The 17713-nt window shown below is 61.6% G+C and carries 25 protein-coding genes; all 25 read left to right on the forward strand.

The genetic code is table 11. The annotated features are described in order from the left end of the window. On the forward strand, positions 1–126 hold a 126-nt coding region (locus tag A2I95_RS22115), incomplete at its 5' end, for a ribosomal protein L16 (protein WP_291733361.1). Between the two features lie 239 nt (positions 127–365). Next, the gene (locus A2I95_RS22120; RefSeq protein WP_291733328.1) at positions 366–986 is read left to right on the forward strand and encodes a TIGR02466 family protein; all 621 of its coding nucleotides are present in this window, start codon (positions 366–368) and stop codon (positions 984–986) included. A gap of 132 nt (positions 987–1118) precedes the next feature. Further along, on the forward strand, positions 1119–2159 hold the full coding sequence (locus A2I95_RS22125) for a succinylglutamate desuccinylase/aspartoacylase family protein (RefSeq protein WP_291733329.1): 1041 nt from the start codon (positions 1119–1121) through the stop codon (positions 2157–2159). A gap of 223 nt (positions 2160–2382) precedes the next feature. After that, positions 2383–2583 (forward strand): 50S ribosomal protein L29, encoded by a 201-nt coding sequence (gene rpmC, locus A2I95_RS22130; RefSeq protein ID WP_024088545.1) that lies wholly within the window; start codon positions 2383–2385, stop codon positions 2581–2583. Positions 2584–2594: 11 nt separating this feature from the next. Next, positions 2595–2825: a 30S ribosomal protein S17 gene (gene rpsQ / locus A2I95_RS22135; protein ID WP_024088546.1), complete on the forward strand. Its 231-nt coding sequence runs from the start codon at positions 2595–2597 to the stop codon at positions 2823–2825. 99 nt (positions 2826–2924) lie between these two features. Beyond that, positions 2925–3293 carry a 50S ribosomal protein L14 gene (gene rplN, locus A2I95_RS22140; RefSeq protein WP_027257350.1) on the forward strand — a complete coding sequence of 123 codons (369 nt, stop codon included), beginning with the start codon at positions 2925–2927 and terminating at the stop codon, positions 3291–3293. A gap of 2 nt (positions 3294–3295) precedes the next feature. Further along, positions 3296–3601 (forward strand): 50S ribosomal protein L24, encoded by a 306-nt coding sequence (rplX, locus tag A2I95_RS22145; protein WP_027257351.1) that lies wholly within the window; start codon positions 3296–3298, stop codon positions 3599–3601. Beyond that, positions 3601–4164 (forward strand): 50S ribosomal protein L5, encoded by a 564-nt coding sequence (gene rplE, locus A2I95_RS22150; RefSeq protein WP_291733333.1) that lies wholly within the window; start codon positions 3601–3603, stop codon positions 4162–4164. Before rplX ends, rplE begins: the two co-directional genes overlap by 1 nt. Positions 4165–4184: 20 nt before the next feature. Then, positions 4185–4490: a 30S ribosomal protein S14 gene (gene rpsN, locus A2I95_RS22155; RefSeq protein ID WP_024088549.1), complete on the forward strand. Its 306-nt coding sequence runs from the start codon at positions 4185–4187 to the stop codon at positions 4488–4490. 13 nt (positions 4491–4503) lie between these two features. Beyond that, positions 4504–4896: a 30S ribosomal protein S8 gene (gene rpsH, locus A2I95_RS22160; RefSeq protein WP_024088550.1), complete on the forward strand. Its 393-nt coding sequence runs from the start codon at positions 4504–4506 to the stop codon at positions 4894–4896. A 12-nt stretch (positions 4897–4908) separates the two neighbouring features. Next, positions 4909–5442 carry a 50S ribosomal protein L6 gene (gene rplF, locus A2I95_RS22165; RefSeq protein ID WP_027257353.1) on the forward strand — a complete coding sequence of 178 codons (534 nt, stop codon included), beginning with the start codon at positions 4909–4911 and terminating at the stop codon, positions 5440–5442. An 11-nt stretch (positions 5443–5453) separates the two neighbouring features. Next, on the forward strand, positions 5454–5813 hold the full coding sequence (rplR, locus tag A2I95_RS22170; protein ID WP_027257354.1) for a 50S ribosomal protein L18: 360 nt from the start codon (positions 5454–5456) through the stop codon (positions 5811–5813). A 132-nt stretch (positions 5814–5945) separates the two neighbouring features. Continuing rightward, on the forward strand, positions 5946–6515 hold the full coding sequence (gene rpsE, locus A2I95_RS22175; RefSeq protein ID WP_291733339.1) for a 30S ribosomal protein S5: 570 nt from the start codon (positions 5946–5948) through the stop codon (positions 6513–6515). A 13-nt stretch (positions 6516–6528) separates the two neighbouring features. Continuing rightward, positions 6529–6717 (forward strand): 50S ribosomal protein L30, encoded by a 189-nt coding sequence (gene rpmD, locus A2I95_RS22180; protein WP_027257356.1) that lies wholly within the window; start codon positions 6529–6531, stop codon positions 6715–6717. Positions 6718–6963: 246 nt separating this feature from the next. Further along, positions 6964–7176, forward strand: a complete 213-nt coding sequence (locus tag A2I95_RS22185) for a DUF1127 domain-containing protein (protein ID WP_259989330.1) — start codon at positions 6964–6966, stop codon at positions 7174–7176. Positions 7177–7444: 268 nt separating this feature from the next. After that, positions 7445–7657 carry a DUF1127 domain-containing protein gene (locus A2I95_RS22190; protein WP_291733346.1) on the forward strand — a complete coding sequence of 71 codons (213 nt, stop codon included), beginning with the start codon at positions 7445–7447 and terminating at the stop codon, positions 7655–7657. A gap of 538 nt (positions 7658–8195) precedes the next feature. Beyond that, entirely contained in the window at positions 8196–8666 is a 471-nt protein-coding gene (rplO, locus tag A2I95_RS22195) for a 50S ribosomal protein L15 (protein WP_291733349.1), read from the forward strand. A 111-nt stretch (positions 8667–8777) separates the two neighbouring features. After that, a complete protein-coding gene (secY, locus tag A2I95_RS22200) occupies positions 8778–10142 on the forward strand; it encodes a preprotein translocase subunit SecY (protein WP_291733351.1) in 1365 nt (454 codons plus the stop codon). Beyond that, positions 10139–10786, forward strand: a complete 648-nt coding sequence (locus tag A2I95_RS22205) for an adenylate kinase (RefSeq protein WP_291733353.1) — start codon at positions 10139–10141, stop codon at positions 10784–10786. Before secY ends, A2I95_RS22205 begins: the two co-directional genes overlap by 4 nt. Before the next feature lie 270 nt (positions 10787–11056). Then, a complete protein-coding gene (rpsM, locus tag A2I95_RS22210; RefSeq protein ID WP_027257362.1) occupies positions 11057–11425 on the forward strand; it encodes a 30S ribosomal protein S13 in 369 nt (122 codons plus the stop codon). A gap of 15 nt (positions 11426–11440) precedes the next feature. Next, on the forward strand, positions 11441–11830 hold the full coding sequence (gene rpsK / locus A2I95_RS22215; RefSeq protein ID WP_291733356.1) for a 30S ribosomal protein S11: 390 nt from the start codon (positions 11441–11443) through the stop codon (positions 11828–11830). A 113-nt stretch (positions 11831–11943) separates the two neighbouring features. After that, entirely contained in the window at positions 11944–12960 is a 1017-nt protein-coding gene (locus A2I95_RS22220; RefSeq protein ID WP_291733358.1) for a DNA-directed RNA polymerase subunit alpha, read from the forward strand. A 139-nt stretch (positions 12961–13099) separates the two neighbouring features. Continuing rightward, complete coding sequence (rplQ, locus tag A2I95_RS22225) at positions 13100–13528, forward strand: 50S ribosomal protein L17 (RefSeq protein ID WP_027257365.1); 429 nt, start codon at positions 13100–13102, stop codon at positions 13526–13528. Between the two features lie 173 nt (positions 13529–13701). Further along, positions 13702–16104: a CHASE3 domain-containing protein gene (locus A2I95_RS22230; protein WP_291733359.1), complete on the forward strand. Its 2403-nt coding sequence runs from the start codon at positions 13702–13704 to the stop codon at positions 16102–16104. A gap of 294 nt (positions 16105–16398) precedes the next feature. Beyond that, the gene (locus tag A2I95_RS22235) at positions 16399–17487 is read left to right on the forward strand and encodes a 3-deoxy-7-phosphoheptulonate synthase (RefSeq protein WP_291733360.1); all 1089 of its coding nucleotides are present in this window, start codon (positions 16399–16401) and stop codon (positions 17485–17487) included. Positions 17488–17713 lie beyond the last annotated feature (226 nt).

A 17713-nucleotide genomic window follows, 5' to 3' on the forward strand; every position in this document is an offset into this window, starting at 1 on the left:
GTTAAGCCTGGCCGCGTGATGTTCGAGATCGACGGCGTGACCGACGAAGTCGCCCGCGAGGCCCTGCGCCTGGCAGCGATGAAACTGCCGGTCAAGACCCGCGTCGTGGTTCGCGAAGACTGGTAAACGGCGGTCTTGCCGCCGCGTGCGCCGCAGTTGCTTTTGCCTGCAAGAGCGATGAGAGCGCACCCGGTTTCCAAAATCAAAAGAACCCCCGCTGAGTGATCGGCGGGGGTTTTTCGTTGCATCCGCCAGCCGGGGCGCTGCCCCCGCCGCCTTTGGCGGCTCCCCCGGGGTATTTGCAACCAGAAAGAAGCTGCAGGAAGCATCTCGCCAAGGCGGGGGCGCTGCGCTAAGACGGCGCTATGGCCCAGATTGAATCGCTCTTTGTGACCCGCCTCTACCGCGCGCAGCTGTCCGAACACGGACCATCGATTGATGCTCGGGAACTGGAAAACTCCTGCCTTGTGATCGCCGGCGACGACGATGCCGGCCAGGACTGGTGCGAGGAGAACGGCTATCCGGGCTATACTTCCTATGCCTCGCTCACCGATCTGCCCTGGCGGTTTCCGGTCTTTGCCGATCTGGTGAAGTCGCTGGATTTGCATGTGGCGGCATTTGCCAAGGATTTGGAGCTGGATCTGGACGGGCGGGCGCTGGTGCTGGAGGATCTGTGGATCAACATCCTGCCCGAGGGCGGTACCCACGCAAGCCACATTCACCCGCATTCGGTGGTCTCCGGCACGACGTATGTGTCGATGCCCGAGGGCGCCTCGGCGCTGAAGCTGGAGGATCCGCGCCACGCGATGATGATGGCGCATCCGCCGCGCGTGAAGGATTGCCGTCAGGAGCTGCGGACGTTTGTCTATCAGTCGCCCGGCGTGGGGGATGTGCTGTTGTGGGAAAGTTTCATCCGGCATGAGGTGCCGCTGAATATGGCCGAAGAAGAGCGGATCTCGGTCAGCTTCAACTATAAATGGGAGTAAGCAGGCTTCCCTGAAACGCTCCGGGGCGTGTTTCGCCTGCGAACGGGCAGAGCGCCGTCCCGGCCTGGCGCGATTGCGTAATGCGGAAAACTTGCTAAGCCTGTTGAGAGCATCTCATTGAAAGGCTTTGCCATGGCTCCCCGTCCTGACTTTGAAATCGGCGGTTTCCGGGTTGCGCCCGGCACCCGCCGCACGGTGGATCTGCCGGTGAGCGTGCTGTCGGACCACACGCCGGTCACCATGTCCGCCCATGTGATCCACGGCGCCGCAGACGGGCCGGCGCTGTTTGTTTCGGCCGCCATTCACGGCGATGAGGTGATCGGCGTCGAAATCGCCCGGCGCCTGCTGCGCAGCCGCAAGTTTTCCCGCCTCAAAGGCACCCTGATCGTGGTGCCGATTGTCAACACCTTCGGTTTCCTGAACCATTCCCGCTACCTGCCGGACCGGCGCGACCTGAACCGCTGTTTTCCGGGCAGCGAGACCGGTTCGCTGGCCAGCCGCCTGGCAAATCTGTTCATGACCGAGATTGTGGACCGCTGCGATCTTGGCATCGACCTGCACTCCGCCGCGATCCACCGCACCAATATGCCGCAGATCCGGGTGTCGCCCAAACGGGACGAGACGCTGGCCTTTGCCGATGCCTTTGGCGCGCCGGTGGTGATCCGCTCGGGCCTGCGCGATGGCTCCCTGCGCAAGGAGGCGCAGGCGCGCGGGGTTGATATCCTGCTGTATGAGGCGGGCGAGGGCCTCAGGTTCGACGAGCAGTCCGCCCGGGTGGGCGTGGCCGGCATCCTGCGGGTGATGCATGCGCTGGACATGATCCCCGAAGACGGGGTGCCGCTGGCCGAGGTGGTGCCGGTCCGGGCGGGCAGCAGCAGCTGGGAGCGCGCGCCGGCGGGCGGGTTGCTGCGGACCTACAAGACCACCGGCGAGATGGTGGAGGAAGGCGACGTGCTGGGCGTTGTTTCCGATCCCTTCGGCGAAAACGAAGAAGAGCTGCACGCAGGCCAGGCGGGCCTGATCATCGGGCGGGCGAACATGCCCATCGTGAACGAGGGCGATGCGCTGTTCCACATCGCCAGGGTGAACACGCCGGAGGCCGAAAGCCGCATCGAAAGCCTGCACGCGCAGCTTGAGGACGCGGCGATGTTCGATGAGGATGAGATCATCTGAACCGGCTCCGCTGCAGGGCGGGCGGGCTTGCGGCGGAGCCGGGATCTTTCCCTTGCCCCTGCACCCGGTCTCCTCTATAGGGACCCATCGCCTGTCCCTAATCCGCGTTGGATTTGGGCCGGGTGATTCTTTTTTGCCGCGTCTTTGGCGCGGTTGACATAACCCACCAGGTTAAAGGTTACCCATCGGGGCCTTCTGGTGCTTTGGACAAGGAACAAAGGCGATGAACGCCAATGATCTGCGCGACAAAACCGTGGATGAACTCCGCGATGCCCTCGCATCCCTGAAAAAAGAGAGCTTCAACCTGCGTTTTCAGCAGGCGACCGGTCAGCTGGAAAACACTGCAGGCATCAAAGCGGCCCGCCGCAACGCTGCCAAAGTGAAGACCATCCTGAACGAAAAAGCTGCTGCAGCAGCTGAATAAGGAGCGACACGATGCCCAAACGTATTCTCACTGGCACCGTGACCAGCGATGCCAACGCCCAGACCGTCACTGTCTCGGTTGAACGCCGCTTCACGCATCCGGTTCTGAAGAAAACCATCCGTAAGTCCAAGAAATACCGGGCTCACGATGAAAAGAACGCTTTCAAGGTCGGCGACTCTGTACGCATCATCGAATGCGCGCCGAAATCGAAAACGAAACGCTGGGAAGTTCTGGAAGCCTAAGAGTCTCATCCGAGACTCCTGGCGGCTAGACTTAACAGTCAGTCGAAACCCTGGGGGATCACGCCACGCATCGGCGCCCCATAGGTCGGGAGAAACCACATGATCCAGATGCAAACAAATCTGGATGTTGCTGACAACTCCGGCGCCCGCCGAGTTCAGTGCATCAAGGTTCTGGGTGGCTCCAAGCGTAAATACGCATCCGTAGGCGACATCATTGTCGTTTCGGTCAAGGAAGCCATCCCGCGCGGCCGCGTGAAAAAAGGCGACGTCCGTAAGGCCGTTGTCGTGCGCACCGCCAAAGAAGTCCGCCGCGAAGACGGCACTGCAATCCGGTTCGACCGGAACGCAGCCGTTATCCTGAACACCAACAACGAGCCGGTCGGTACCCGGATCTTTGGCCCGGTTGTTCGTGAACTGCGCGCGAAAAACTTCATGAAGATCATCTCGCTTGCTCCGGAGGTGCTGTAATCATGGCTGCTAAACTCCGCAAAGGCGACAAGGTCGTCGTGCTGTCCGGCAAAGACAAAGGCAAAGAAGGCGCCATCGCCTCCGTTGACCCGAAAGCCGGCAAAGCCATCGTCGACGGCGTGAACATGGCGATCCGCCATACCCGTCAGTCGCAAAACGAACAGGGCGGCCGTCTGCCCAAAGCACTGCCGATCGACCTGTCGAACCTGGCACTGCTGGACAGCAACGGCAAAGCAACCCGCGTCGGTTTCCGCGAGGAAGACGGCAAGAAGGTGCGCTTCGCCAAGACCACCGGGGAGACTGTCTGATGCTTGACGCTGCAACCTACACCCCGCGCCTGAAGACTCTTTACAAGGACACCATCCGTGGCGCCCTGAAAGAAGAGTTCGGCTACAAGAACGACATGATGCTCCCCAAGCTGGAGAAAATCGTTCTGAACATCGGCTGCGGCCGCGCTGCTGTCAAAGACAGCAAGAAAGCCAAATCCGCCCAGGCCGACCTGACCCTCATCGCGGGCCAGAAAGCTCTGACCACCGTGGCAAAGAACTCCATCGCCGGCTTCCGCGTTCGCGAAGGCATGCCGATGGGTGCCAAGGTGACCCTGCGCGGTGACCGGATGTTCGAATTCCTCGACCGTCTGATCACCATCGCGATGCCCCGTATCCGCGACTTCCGCGGTGTTTCGGGCACCTCTTTTGATGGCCGCGGCAACTATGCCATGGGCCTGAAAGAGCACATCGTGTTCCCGGAAATCGATTTCGATAAAATCGATGAGCCCTGGGGCATGGACATCGTGATCGCCACCACCGCGAAAACCGACGCGGAAGCAAAGGCGCTGTTGAAAGCTTTCAACATGCCCTTCAACAGCTAAGCGGGGGAAGGATAGAGACCATGGCTAAGAAAAGCATGATCGAACGCGAGAAGAAGCGCGAGCGCCTGGTGGCAAAATATGCCGCAAAGCGTGCCGAGCTGAAAGAGATCGCGACTGACGAAAGCCGCCCGATGGAAGAGCGTTTCAAAGCGCGTCTGAAACTGGCGAAACTGCCGCGCAACTCGTCGGCAACCCGTCTTCACAACCGCTGCCAGCTCACCGGCCGTCCGCACGCTTACTACCGTAAGCTGAAGGTCAGCCGTATTGCGCTGCGCGAGCTGGGGTCTGCTGGTCAGATCCCCGGCATGGTGAAATCGAGCTGGTAAGGGAGAGACAGATATGAACGATCCTATCGGCGATATGCTCACCCGTATCCGTAACTCTCAGATGCGCGGCAAATCCACCGTCCTGACCCCGGCTTCCAAGCTGCGGGCCTGGGTGCTGGACGTGCTGGCAGACGAGGGCTACATCCGCGGTTATGAGAAGATGACTGGTGCCAATGGCCACCCGGCCATCGAAATCAGCCTGAAATACTTCGACGGCGAACCTGTAATTCGCGAGCTTAAGCGGGTCTCCAAGCCCGGCCGCCGCGTTTACATGGGCGTCAATGACATCCCGTCGGTCCGTCAGGGCCTGGGCGTGTCGATTGTCTCCACCCCCCAGGGTGTGATGTCGGACGCAAGCGCACGCGCAGCCAACGTTGGCGGCGAAGTGCTCTGCACCGTCTTCTAAGGAGGCTCGCAGATGTCCCGTATTGGTAAAAAACCGGTCGAACTGCCCAGCGGCGTGTCCGCTGCCGTGTCCGGCCAGACCATCGAAGTGAAAGGCCCGAAAGGCGCCCGCACCTTCACCGCAACCGACGACGTCACCCTGTCCGTGAACGATAACGTTGTCACCATCGAGCCGCGCGGCAAGTCCAAGCGTGCCCGTCAGCAGTGGGGCATGTCCCGCACTCAGGTGGCCAACCTCGTGACCGGTGTGACCCAGGGTTTCAAGAAAGAGCTTGAGATCCAGGGTGTGGGTTACCGGGCTCAGATGCAGGGCAACACCCTGAAACTGAACCTGGGCTACAGCCACGATGTCGACTTCACCGCGCCTGATGGCATCACCATCACCGCACCGAAGCAGACCGAAATCGTTGTGGAAGGTATCGACCAGCAGCAGGTGGGCGAAGTCGCGGCGAAAATCCGCGAATGGCGCCGTCCCGAGCCCTACAAAGGCAAAGGCATCCGCTACAAGGGCGAATTCATCTTCCGCAAGGAAGGCAAGAAGAAGTAAGGACCAGCAAAATGGCAAACAGCAAACGTACCCTGTTTCTGAAGCGCCGGCTGCGCGTCCGGAACAAGCTTCGCAAAGTGAACGCAGGCCGTCCGCGTCTCTCCGTGCACCGTTCGAACAAGAACATCTCTGTTCAGTTGATCGACGATCTGCGCGGCGTGACCGTGGCCTCCGCTTCGACCTTGGAAAAAGATCTCGGCGTTGTTGGCAAAAACAACGTCGAAGCAGCGACCAAAGTTGGTGCTCTGATCGCCGAACGCGCAAAAGCGGCCGGTGTGAGCGAAGCCTACTTCGACCGCGGCGGCTTCCTGTTTCACGGTAAAGTGAAGGCTCTGGCCGACGCTGCGCGTGAAGGCGGCCTGAAGATCTAAATCCCATGCGGGCGGCCTTCTCTAGGCCGCCCCGATGATCCGGGACCCCGGGCTTTGTCCGGGTGTCACCAGGATTGGAACAACAGGCGCCCCGTGCATTGTGCAGTGCGCCTCTCTTAAAAGGAATGCCTGATGGCAGAACGTGATAACCGCCGTGGCAACCGCCGCGACCGTGACGAGACACCGGAATTCGCAGATCGCCTGGTCGCGATCAACCGCGTCTCCAAAACCGTAAAAGGCGGTAAGCGCTTTGGTTTTGCAGCCCTGGTTGTTGTTGGCGACCAGAAAGGCCGCGTCGGCTTTGGCAAGGGTAAAGCGAAAGAAGTGCCCGAGGCGATCCGCAAGGCGACCGAACAGGCCAAGCGCCAGATGGTCCGCGTGCCGCTGAAAGAGGGCCGCACCCTGCACCACGACATGGCCGGCCGTCACGGCGCAGGCAAAGTTGTGATGCGTACCGCGCCTGAAGGTACCGGTATCATCGCAGGTGGTCCGATGCGTGCTGTCTTCGAAATGCTTGGCGTCAAAGACGTTGTTTCGAAGTCGATCGGTTCGCAGAACCCCTACAACATGATCCGCGCCACCCTGAACGGCCTGCAAAAAGAGCAGAGCCCGCGTTCGGTGGCTCAGCGCCGCGGCAAGAAGGTCGCCGACATCCTGCCCAAGCGGGACGAAGCACCGGCCGCCGCCGAAGCTGAAGCGTAAGGAGTAGAGAGACATGGCAAAAACCATCGTGATCAAGCAGATCGGCTCGCCGATCCGCCGTCCTGCCAAACAGCGCGCAACCCTGATTGGCCTGGGCCTGAACAAGATGCACAAAACCCGTGAGCTGGAGGATACTCCTTCGGTCCGCGGCATGGTCAACTCGATCCCGCATATGGTTCAGATCATCGAAGAGCGCGGCTAAGCCTCTTTTCGATACCTGACTAAAGAAAACGCCTCCGGGAAACCGGGGGCGTTTTTCGTTGTTGCGGGCCTTCCGGAAAGGGCAGGGCGTCAGCCTGCGGGAAAGGCCCCTTGCAACGCGTGCATAGCGGCTTGCCGGTTGCGTCAGTTGTTGGAATCGCGGCGCCCCCCTATCTCGGGGTCACAGCAAATGACCAAACACAGACCACCGGGAATAGGCCCGGTATCAGAGATAAGGATTGTTACGATGGCACATGTTATCAGCACCGCACATGGCACCCACAGCCTCACCGCCCGCATCCGTTCCGCCGTGGAAGGCCTGGCCGATTCCTGGGTGAAGGCCCGCGAATTCCAGCGCACCTACAACGAACTGGACGCGTTGAGCGATCACGAGCTTTCGGACATCGGCGTGCGCCGTGACGATATTGCCGATCTGGCGCGCCAGCACGTCTACGGCTGAGAATTCCCTCCTTCCCGGACGCGTCTCTCCTTCTCCTCATTTGTGTCCGGGCCAAAGCGCTCCTGCCCTGTCCGGGCGGGGGCGTTTTCTTTTGGCAAGGGTTCAAGACGCCTCACGCAATCGTGCTATGCGGGTGCTGCATAGCCGCCAGACCAAAGCATCCATTGTTCCCGGTCCGGGCCGTCCTTATGTCCCGTTCACTTCAGACGAACAGATCATGCACCGAACCGGGAGCACGTCCCGGCACCGCTGTTAAGGAACAAGAACAATGGCATATTCAACTCTCTCTGCGCCTTCTGCCGGCATCTCCGCGCGCCTGGCTGGCTTCGCCGCCGGCCTGCTCCAGAACTGGAAGCTGCGCCGTGACTACAAGGCGACCGTCAATGCCCTGCGTGCGCTTTCCGCCCGCGACCTGGCCGACATCGGCCTCAGCCGCTGCGCCATCCCCGGCGCCGCCCGCGCGCACATTTACGGCAAGTAATCTCCCTGGCCGGACCCGGATCCTCCTCCCTCTCCGAAAGCCCGGCCCGAAAGCGCCCCTGCCATCCCGGCGGGGGCGTTTTTGTTTGTCCGGGAGGTGTTGCGCACCTGCCGTACGCCCCGCCCACGCGGATTTAATCCGGCTGTGCCATTCTGGTGCGGATCATGATCACCCGCCGGGCCTGACACCCCCGGCACCTGGAACAGGGCTCCGGCGTGGCACCCGGAGCGCGCAAGATGCGTTTTCGCATGGGGGAAACCCCATCCCATCTCCACCCGGCGGCGCCGCCACCCTTTAACGGACGGCCAGCGGCAGAACGGACACAAAGACAGATGGCAGAATATGTAACCGGCAGGGCAGGGGCCTTGGCGGCGGGATCCGCGTGCGCCGCATGTTTGGCAAGGCTGCGGGGCTTGATCCCATCCCCCATCAGGTCTATAGGCACCCGGTGGCGTTCTGCGCCACGGAATCACCAATCAAGAAACGCCGTGGTTGGCCCATCACGCTTCGGGGGCCACATCCGGCAAGGAGAAGCGATATGAAACTTCACGAACTCAGCGACAATCCTGGCGCAACCAAAAAACGCATGCGCGTTGCCCGTGGCCCCGGCTCCGGCAAGGGTAAAATGGGCGGCCGTGGCATCAAAGGCCAGAAATCCCGTTCGGGTGTGTCGATCAACGGCTACGAAGGCGGTCAGATGCCTTTGTACCAGCGTCTGCCCAAGCGCGGCTTCAACAAGCCGAACCGCAAGGCATACGCCGTTGTGAACCTGGGCCTGATCCAGAAATTCATCGACCTGGGCAAGCTGGACGCTGCGAACATCACCGAAGATTCGATGATCGCATCGGGTCTGGTGCGCCGCAAGCTGGACGGTGTCCGCGTTCTGGCCAAAGGCGAAATCACCGCCAAGGCGACCATCGCTGTGACCGGTGCATCGGCCGCTGCCGTTGACGCCGTAGCAAAAGCCGGCGGCGCTCTGACTGTGGCAACTGCAGCCGCCGCAGAGTAACGGCTTGTGAGCGGCGCCAATGCCGCTTACATAGTCTTCGAGTTTTCCTAGAACGCCGCCCGAGCCGGAAAACGGTTCCGGGCGGCGTTTCGCTAAAGAAGAGACCTTTTCATGGTATCAGCAGCAGAACAAATGGCGGCGAACACCAGCTGGGCTGCCCTGGGCAAGGCCACGGATCTGCGCAACCGGATCCTGTTCACCATCGGCCTTTTGATTGTCTATCGCCTGGGCACGTTCATTCCGGTTCCGGGCATTGATTCAGGCGCCCTGCGCCAGTTCATGGAGCAGGCAGGCCAGGGCATCGGCGGCATGGTGTCGATGTTCACCGGCGGCGCGCTTGGCCGGATGGGGATTTTTGCCCTCGGCATCATGCCCTATATTTCGGCCTCCATTATCGTTCAGCTTCTGACCTCGATGGTGCCTTCGCTTGAGCAGCTCAAGAAAGAGGGCGAGCAGGGCCGCAAGAAGATCAACCAGTACACCCGTTACGGCACCGTGGCACTGGCGACCGCGCAGGCCTATGGTCTGGCTGTGTCGCTGGAATCGGGTGATCTGGCGACCGATCCGGGCATGTATTTCCGCATGGCCTGCATGATCACCCTGGTGGGCGGCACCATGTTCCTGATGTGGCTGGGCGAGCAGATCACCCAGCGCGGCATCGGCAACGGCATCTCGCTGATCATCTTTGTCGGCATCATCGCCGAGGTTCCCGCCGCAATCGCACAATTCTTTGCCTCCGGCCGCTCCGGCGCAATCAGCCCCGCCGTGATCATCGGTGTGATCCTGATGGTGATCGGCGTGATCATGTTCGTGGTGTTCATGGAGCGCGCCCTGCGCAAGATTCACATCCAGTACCCGCGCCGCCAGGTCGGCATGAAGGTCTATGACGGCGGCTCCTCGCATCTGCCGGTCAAGGTGAACCCGGCGGGCGTGATCCCGGCGATCTTCGCCTCGTCGCTGCTGCTGCTGCCGACCACCATCTCGGCGTTCTCCTCGGGCGCGGCAACCGGTCCGGTGATGTCCTGGCTCTTGGCGAACTTCGGCCCCGGCCAGCCGCTGTACCTGTTGTTCTTCGTCGCGATGATCGTGTTCTTCGCCTATTTCTACACTTTCAACGTCTCCTTCAAACCGGATGACGTGGCGAACAACCTGAAGAACCAGAACGGCTTTGTCCCCGGCATCCGCCCCGGCAAGAAAACCGCTGAGTACATCGAGTATGTGGTGAACCGCATCCTGGTTATGGGGTCCGGCTATCTGGCGCTGGTTTGCCTGCTGCCGGAGGTCCTCCGCGGCCAATTCGCCATCCCCGTCTATTTTGGCGGCACGTCCGTTCTGATTGTGGTATCCGTCACCATGGACACCATTCAGCAGGTGCAAAGCCACCTCCTCGCGCATCAGTATGAGGGGCTTATCGAGAAAAGCCAGCTGCGCGGGCGCAACAAGAAACGGACAAAACGGGGACCCTCTCGCCGATGAGCAACATTATTCTTCTTGGCCCGCCGGGGGCGGGCAAAGGTACGCAAGCGCGCTACCTGGTTGAATCCCGCGGCATGGTGCAACTCAGCACCGGTGACATGCTGCGCGATGCCCAGACCTCCGGAACCGAAATGGGCAAGAAGGTTGCCGCGATCATGGCTGAGGGCAAGCTGGTCACCGACCAGATCGTCATTGGCCTGATCCGCGAGAAGCTGCAGGGCGGCGCCGAAGGCGGTTTCATCTTTGACGGCTTCCCGCGCACCCTGGCCCAGGCCGATGCGCTGGCCAAGCTGCTGGACGAGATGGGCCTGAAGCTTGACGCGGTGATCGAGATGCAGGTCGATGATGACGCGCTGGTCGCCCGCATCACCGGCCGCTCCACCTGCGGCGGCTGCGGCGAGGTCTATCATGACCAGACCAAACCCTGGCCGTCGGACGGCAAATGCGCCAACTGCGGCAGCGATGATGTGAAACGCCGTGCGGACGACAATGAGGACAGCCTCAAGACCCGTCTGATGGAGTATTACAAAAAGACCTCGCCGCTGATCGGCTACTACTACGCCAAGGGCAATCTGCAGCGTCTTGACGGCCTCGCCTCGATCGAGGAAGTGCGCAAGAACATGGCGTGGATCATGGGCGAATAACGCCTGCCGCAGGCATCGGGGCGGGAGCGCTTCCTCAGGCCGGAACACCCAAGCCTTGCCGGTCCGGCGGGGCTTTTCCTTTAGGGCTTGACGGCCCATTTCCCAGCCCCTAGTTACCCACATCCCTTCTGGGAATGATTCCCCGCGGGCAGATTCGTTTGCCCGCTGAACTACCTCGAAATGCTGGACCCTCTGGCCACACTGCCACGGTCAAGTGTTGTGAAAAAAGGTTCCGGCGCTACGGAACCGCAACGAAAAGGAAAGTGACACGTGGCACGTATTGCCGGCGTTAACATCCCGACTGCAAAGCGGGTTCCCATCGCCCTCACCTACATCACCGGTATCGGTAACACCTCGGCCAAAGCTATCTGCGAAGCCGTAGGCATCGACGCAGCCCGCCGTGTGAACGAACTCAGCGACGCTGAAGTCCTGGCCGTGCGCGAGCACATCGACGCCAACTTCACCGTCGAAGGCGACCTGCGCCGCGAAGTTCAGATGAACATCAAGCGCCTGATGGACCTTGGCTGCTACCGTGGCCTGCGCCACCGCCGCAACCTGCCGGTCCGCGGTCAGCGTACCCACACCAACGCTCGCACCCGCAAAGGCCCCGCAAAGGCCATCGCTGGCAAGAAGAAGTAAGGGAGGGTTTGATCAATGGCACGTGATAAGACACGCGTTAAGAAGAAAGAGCGCAAGAACATCGCAACCGGTGTTGCGCATGTGAACTCTTCGTTCAACAACACCAAAATCCTGATCTCCGACGTGCAGGGCAACGCGATCGCTTGGTCGTCCGCCGGCACCATGGGCTTCAAAGGCTCGCGGAAATCCACTCCTTACGCGGCTCAGATGGCTGCCGAGGATGCGGGCAAGAAAGCCCAGGATCACGGTGTGAAGACCCTGGAAGTCGAAGTTCAGGGCCCCGGCTCTGGCCGTGAATCGGCTCTGCGCGCACTGGCTGCTGTCGGTTTCAACATCACTTCGATCCGTGATGTGACCCCGATCGCGCACAACGGCTGCCGCCCGCCGAAGCGCCGCCGCGTCTAATTCGAATTTTTTGCTGGGGCCCCGCTTGATTCGCAGGGCCCCAGTGCGTCATTTAAACCTCGGGCGTCCTTGGCCTTCCGGACATGGGGCAAGGACAGGAATGGAGGGAACGCATGATCCATAAGAACTGGGCAGAGCTGATCAAGCCGGCACAGCTGGAAGTGAAGCCGGGCAACGATCCTGCACGTCAGGCAACTGTCGTTGCAGAGCCGCTGGAACGCGGTTTCGGCCTGACCCTGGGCAACGCGCTGCGCCGCGTCCTGATGAGCTCGCTGCAAGGCGCGGCCATCACCAGCGTGCAGATCGACAACGTGCTGCACGAGTTTTCCAGTGTTGCCGGTGTGCGCGAAGACGTCACCGACATCATCCTGAACCTCAAGGGCGTGTCCCTGCGCATGGAAGTCGAAGGCCCCAAGCGGCTCTCGGTCAATGCCAAGGGTCCGGCAGTTGTCACCGCTGGCGACATTGCTGAAACCGCCGGTATCGAGGTTCTGAACCGCGATCACGTCATCTGCCACCTGGACGACGGCGCCGACCTGTTCATGGAACTGACCGTGAACACCGGCAAAGGCTATGTCTCGGCAGACAAGAACAAGCCGGAAGACGCACCGATCGGCCTGATTCCGATCGACGCGATCTATTCGCCGGTCAAGAAGGTCTCCTATGACGTTCAGCCCACCCGTGAGGGCCAGGTGCTGGACTATGACAAGGTGACCATGAAGGTGGAAACCGACGGCTCCATCAGCCCTGATGACGCCGTGGCTTATGCTGCGCGCATCCTGCAGGACCAGCTGTCGATCTTCGTCAACTTCGACGAGCCGGAATCGGCCAGCCGTCAGGATGAAGACGATGGTCTCGAGTTCAACCCGCTTCTGCTCAAGAAAGTGGACGAGCTGGAACTGTCGGTGCGGTCTGCAAACTGCCTGAAGAACGACAACATCGTCTATATCGGCGACCTGATCCAGAAGACCGAAGCCGAGATGCTGCGCACCCCGAACTTCGGCCGCAAGTCGCTGAACGAGATCAAAGAAGTGTTGTCGGGCATGGGCCTGCACCTTGGCATGGACGTCGAGGACTGGCCGCCGGACAACATCGAAGATCTGGCGAAGAAGTTCGAAGACAGCTTCTAAGACTTAGAGAGGGGGGCTTCGGCCCTCCTCTTCAATGCCCGGACCTGCCGGGGACGACATGGGCATCCGCCCCAAGGTGAGTGGCTGACACGCATCAGCTGCCTGACAAAGCAAAAACGCAGATCAAAGGACTATTAAAATGCGTCACGCACGTGGTTACCGCCGCCTGAACCGTACTCATGAGCACCGTAAAGCCCTGTTTTCGAACATGTGCGGCTCGCTGATCGAGCACGAGCAGATCAAGACAACCCTGCCCAAAGCAAAAGAACTGCGCCCGATCATCGAAAAGATGATCACCCTGGCAAAACGCGGCGACCTGCACGCCCGCCGTCAGGCCGCTTCCAAGCTGAAACAGGACAAGGACGTCGCCAAGCTGTTCGAGGTTCTGGGCCCGCGCTACAAGGACCGTCAGGGCGGCTATGTCCGTATCCTGAAGGCCGGCTTCCGTTACGGCGACATGGCACCGATGGCGATCATCGAGTTTGTCGACCGCGACACTGCCGCCAAGGGTGCTGCCGACAAGGCCCGCCTGGAAGCCGCAGAAGCAGCTGCTGAAGCAGACGAATAAGACGCGCTGAACTAACAGGTTCAGCTATCTGGCCCCCGCTCCGCCCGGAGCGGGGGTTTTTCTTTACCTGACGGCATCCGGACAATGTTTAGAATGCACTTTTTGTGCGAAAGGGAATCGTAATTTTCTTCTGATTTTACTGCCGCATCCAAGCAAGCCCGGGGACGGAAGTAATGACTGCAAAGAACACCACCGCGGCCAGGCGGTTCTCACTGGCGAACCTCAGCACCAAGACAAAGATCGTTTCGGTGGCGGTGTTCCCGCTGTTGCTGGTTCTTGGGGTTGGGGTGCTGGCGGTCGTTAACCTGGGCCGTATGGACAAGACTGCGCAGGCTGTTGACCACACCCAGAAGATTTTGACCGAAGCGCAGGCGCTGGCGCAAGCCGCCTCTGGCATGGAGGCCGGGCTGAGGGGGTATTTGCTGGCCGGGCAGGATGAATACCTGGTGCCGTTTGAGGACGGCAGCGCCAAAGTTGCCGGCTCTCTGAACAGTTTGCGCACCCTGGCAGAGGGCAATCCGGACTTGCTGGCTGACCTCGATACGGCAGAGCAGACATTGGCCGGCTGGCAGGCGGATGTCGCGGCCGGCGCCATCGCGTTGCGCCGCGAAATCGGCGACGCCCTGACCATGAACGACATGGCGGCAGAGGTGAAACAGTCCAAGGGCCGGGTCTACTTCGAGGACTTCCGTGCGGAGATGGCCAGGGTCATCGAGGAAGAGGAAGTCGAGCTGAACAACCGGCGCAACACCTTTTCTTCTTTGGTGAATGCCGGGATTGCCGATCCGGATTACCTGAACACCTCGCTGCAGGCGGTGGAGCAGACCCACAAGGTAATCAGCAGCGCCAAGGACCTGCTGTCGGCGGCGGTCGACATGGAAACCGGGATGCGCGGCTTCCTTCTGGCGGGCGACCGGGAATTTCTCGATCCGTATATGGAGGGCAACGGGCGCTTCAACGAAGTACTGGCCGACCTCCACCTGGCGCTGGCCGACAACCTGATGCAGGCTAACCGCCTGGATAACGTGGCCAAGATCGTTGACGAATGGCGCAGCAGCGTGGTGGTTCCGATGCTGCAGCTGCGCCGGGTGATCGGCAGCGCGGCGACCATGGATAACATGGCCGATCTTGTCGCCCAGGGGCAGGGCAAGGCGTATTTCGACAGCTTCCGGGCCACCATGGACTCGATCGAAGCCAAAGGGGCCAAGGCAATGGCCGCCCGCCGCGCCGCCAATGAGGCGCTTGCCGCCCAGACCCGCATCATGATCCCCGGCGCAATTGCCGCGGCGATCCTGATCGGCGCGGTGATGGCGCTGATCACCGGTTCCGGCATTGCCTCTGGCCTGCGGCGCATTGTGGTGTCGATGCGCGGATTGGCGGAAGGTAACAATGCCGTCGAGATCAAGGGGCAGAACCGTGGCGACGAGGTTGGCGATATGGCCCGCGCACTGGATAAATTCCGCGCAGAACTGGTGCGGATGCAGGAGGCCGAACAGCAGAAAGCGGAGAGCAAGGATGCCGAGCTGGGCAATGTGGTGAAGCAGCTGAGCGAGCGTCTGGCCCGGCTGTCGCATGGCGACCTGACCATCCGGATCGAAGAACAGTTCCCCGAAGAGTACGAGCAGCTGCGCGCCGATTTCAACGGGTCCATAGACAATCTGAATTCCACCGTGCAGCAGGTGATCGGATCCGCTTCCAGTATCCGCAATGGCGCGGCCGAGATCAGCCAGGCCTCCGACGACCTGTCGCACCGCACCGAAAGCCAGGCCGCCACGCTCGAGGAAACCGCCGCCGCCATTGATGAGCTGACAGCCTCGGTGAAATCCGCCGCCGAAGGCGCCCGCAACGTCGAGGCCACCGTGCGCGATGCGCGCCAAGAGGCGGAAAACAGCGGTGAGGTGGTGCAAAGCGCTGTGGCCGCGATGAGCGGGATCGCGGAAAGCTCGAACAAGATTTCCCAGATCATTTCGGTGATCGACGACATCGCCTTTCAAACCAACCTGCTGGCGCTCAACGCCGGGGTGGAGGCCGCCCGCGCGGGCGAGGCGGGCCGCGGTTTTGCGGTGGTCGCCTCTGAGGTGCGGGCGCTGGCGCAGCGGTCTTCAGACGCGGCGATGGAGATCAAGACCCTGATCGGCGACAGTTCCCGCCAGGTCGGGGAGGGGGTGGATCTGGTCGGCCGCGCCGGGGAGGCGCTGCAGTCGATTGCCGGCCAGGTCAGGCATATCTCGCAACTGGTGTCCGAGATCGCCGAAGGTGCCGAGGAGCAATCCACCGGCCTGCTTGAGATCAACACCGGCGTCACCCAGCTGGATCAAGTGACCCAGCAGAACGCGGCGATGGTAGAGGAAGCCACGGCAGCGGGTCATCTGCTGAACACCGACGCGGGCAAGCTGTCAGAGATTGTGGCGCAGTTTCAGGTCGATGGCTCCGCGGTTCCGGCGGCGGCAGCGCCAGAGATTGCCGTGCCTTCCGCTCATGGCGGCGATGATTGGGAGCTTGAGGCCCGCCCCGCGCCGGCGATGGTGCCGGCGCAGGACGGCAACGCAGCGCGGGACCTGTGGCAGGATTTCTGATCTGCAAAACCGACGCGGCACAGGCCCTCCGCGGCGGAGGGCCTGCTGCTGTTTTCCAGTTGAATTTTCCGGGGTGACAGCTGCCCGAATCTCCGCTAGCGTCCGGCCCATGACCCGCACCTATGCCGCATTCTGGTATTTCTTTTATCCGCGCCACATGGCGGACGGAGGGGTCAGCGCATTCTGAGCACATAGATCGGAACGCACCAGGAGACCAACCAACCGCCCGCAGCCCGCAGGCGGTCTTTTTGTATCCGCCGCAGCGACCAGGGCCCCCGCCAAGGAAGCCGACCCATGACACCCCAAACCGAAAACCTCCGCATCACCGGCATGCAGGAACTGATCTCGCCCGAGGACCTCGCGTCGCAGCTGCCCGGTACGGCGGCGGCCACCGATACCGTGCTGGCCAGCCGCACGGTGATCCAGAATGTGCTGCATGGCCGCGATGACCGGGTGATTGCCGTGGTCGGCCCTTGCTCGATCCACGATCCCAAAGCGGCGATGGACTATGCCGAACGGCTGGCACCGCTGCGTGAACGCCTGGCCGGGCAGCTGGAAATCGTCATGCGGGTCTACTTCGAGAAGCCCCGCACCATCTCGGGCTGGAAAGGGCTGATCAACGATCCCGGCCTCGACGGCTCGTTCCGCATCAACGAAGGGCTGGGGCTGGCCCGCAGTCTGTGCCTGGACATCAACACCCTGGGACTGCCGGTCGGCACCGAGTTCCTCGACACCGCGGTGCCGCAGTACATCTCAGATCTGGTCGCCTGGGCCGCCATCGGCGCCCGCACCACCGAAAGCCAGATCCACCGCGAGATGGCCTCGGGCCTCAGCTGCCCGGTGGGGTTCAAGAACGGCACCCGCGGCAATCTGCAGATCGCGGTTGATGCGGTGCGCTCGGCGGCCCATCCGCACCACTTCATGGCGCTGGCAAAATCCGGCCGCGCGGCAATTGCCGCCACCAGCGGCAATCCGGACTGCCACCTGATCCTGCGCGGGGGCGGCGGCACCAACTATGACGCAGCCTCGGTCGACGCGGCCTGCAAGCTGGCGGAAAAGGATGGCATCCGCGGCCATGCGATGATCGACGCCAGCCATGCCAACAGCGGCAAGGACCCGATGCAGCAGCCCGCCGTGCTCCGCGATGTGGCGGGGCAGATTGCAGGCGGCGATGCGCGCATTACGGGGGTGATGATCGAAAGCCACCTGGTGGCCGGCCGTCAGGATCCGGGCAAAGGGGTCCTCACTTACGGCCAGTCCATCACCGACGGCTGCCTGGGCTGGGAAGACACCGTCGCAGAGCTGGAGGCGCTGGCAGAAGCCGTCACCGCGCGGCGGGCCCATGCGGCACGGGCGGCGGAACCGAGCCTGGCAGAGGCCTGATGCGATAAAGGGGCTGCGAGTATGCTGGCAAAGAAGAAGAAAGCCTGATGTGCCTTGCCTGAAGCATTCCGGGTTTTGGGGCGCAAAATTAACCCCTGCCGGGATTTCTCTCGGCAGGGGTTTGATTTTTAACGATAAAACTTGATAAGGATCAAGCGCGTTTGCGGGGGTTTTGTCCCGGAGCAACACATCGCAGAAAAATGGGTTTGAGACTTCGGTTTGCCGG

This window comes from Leisingera sp. F5, from assembly GCF_001593695.1.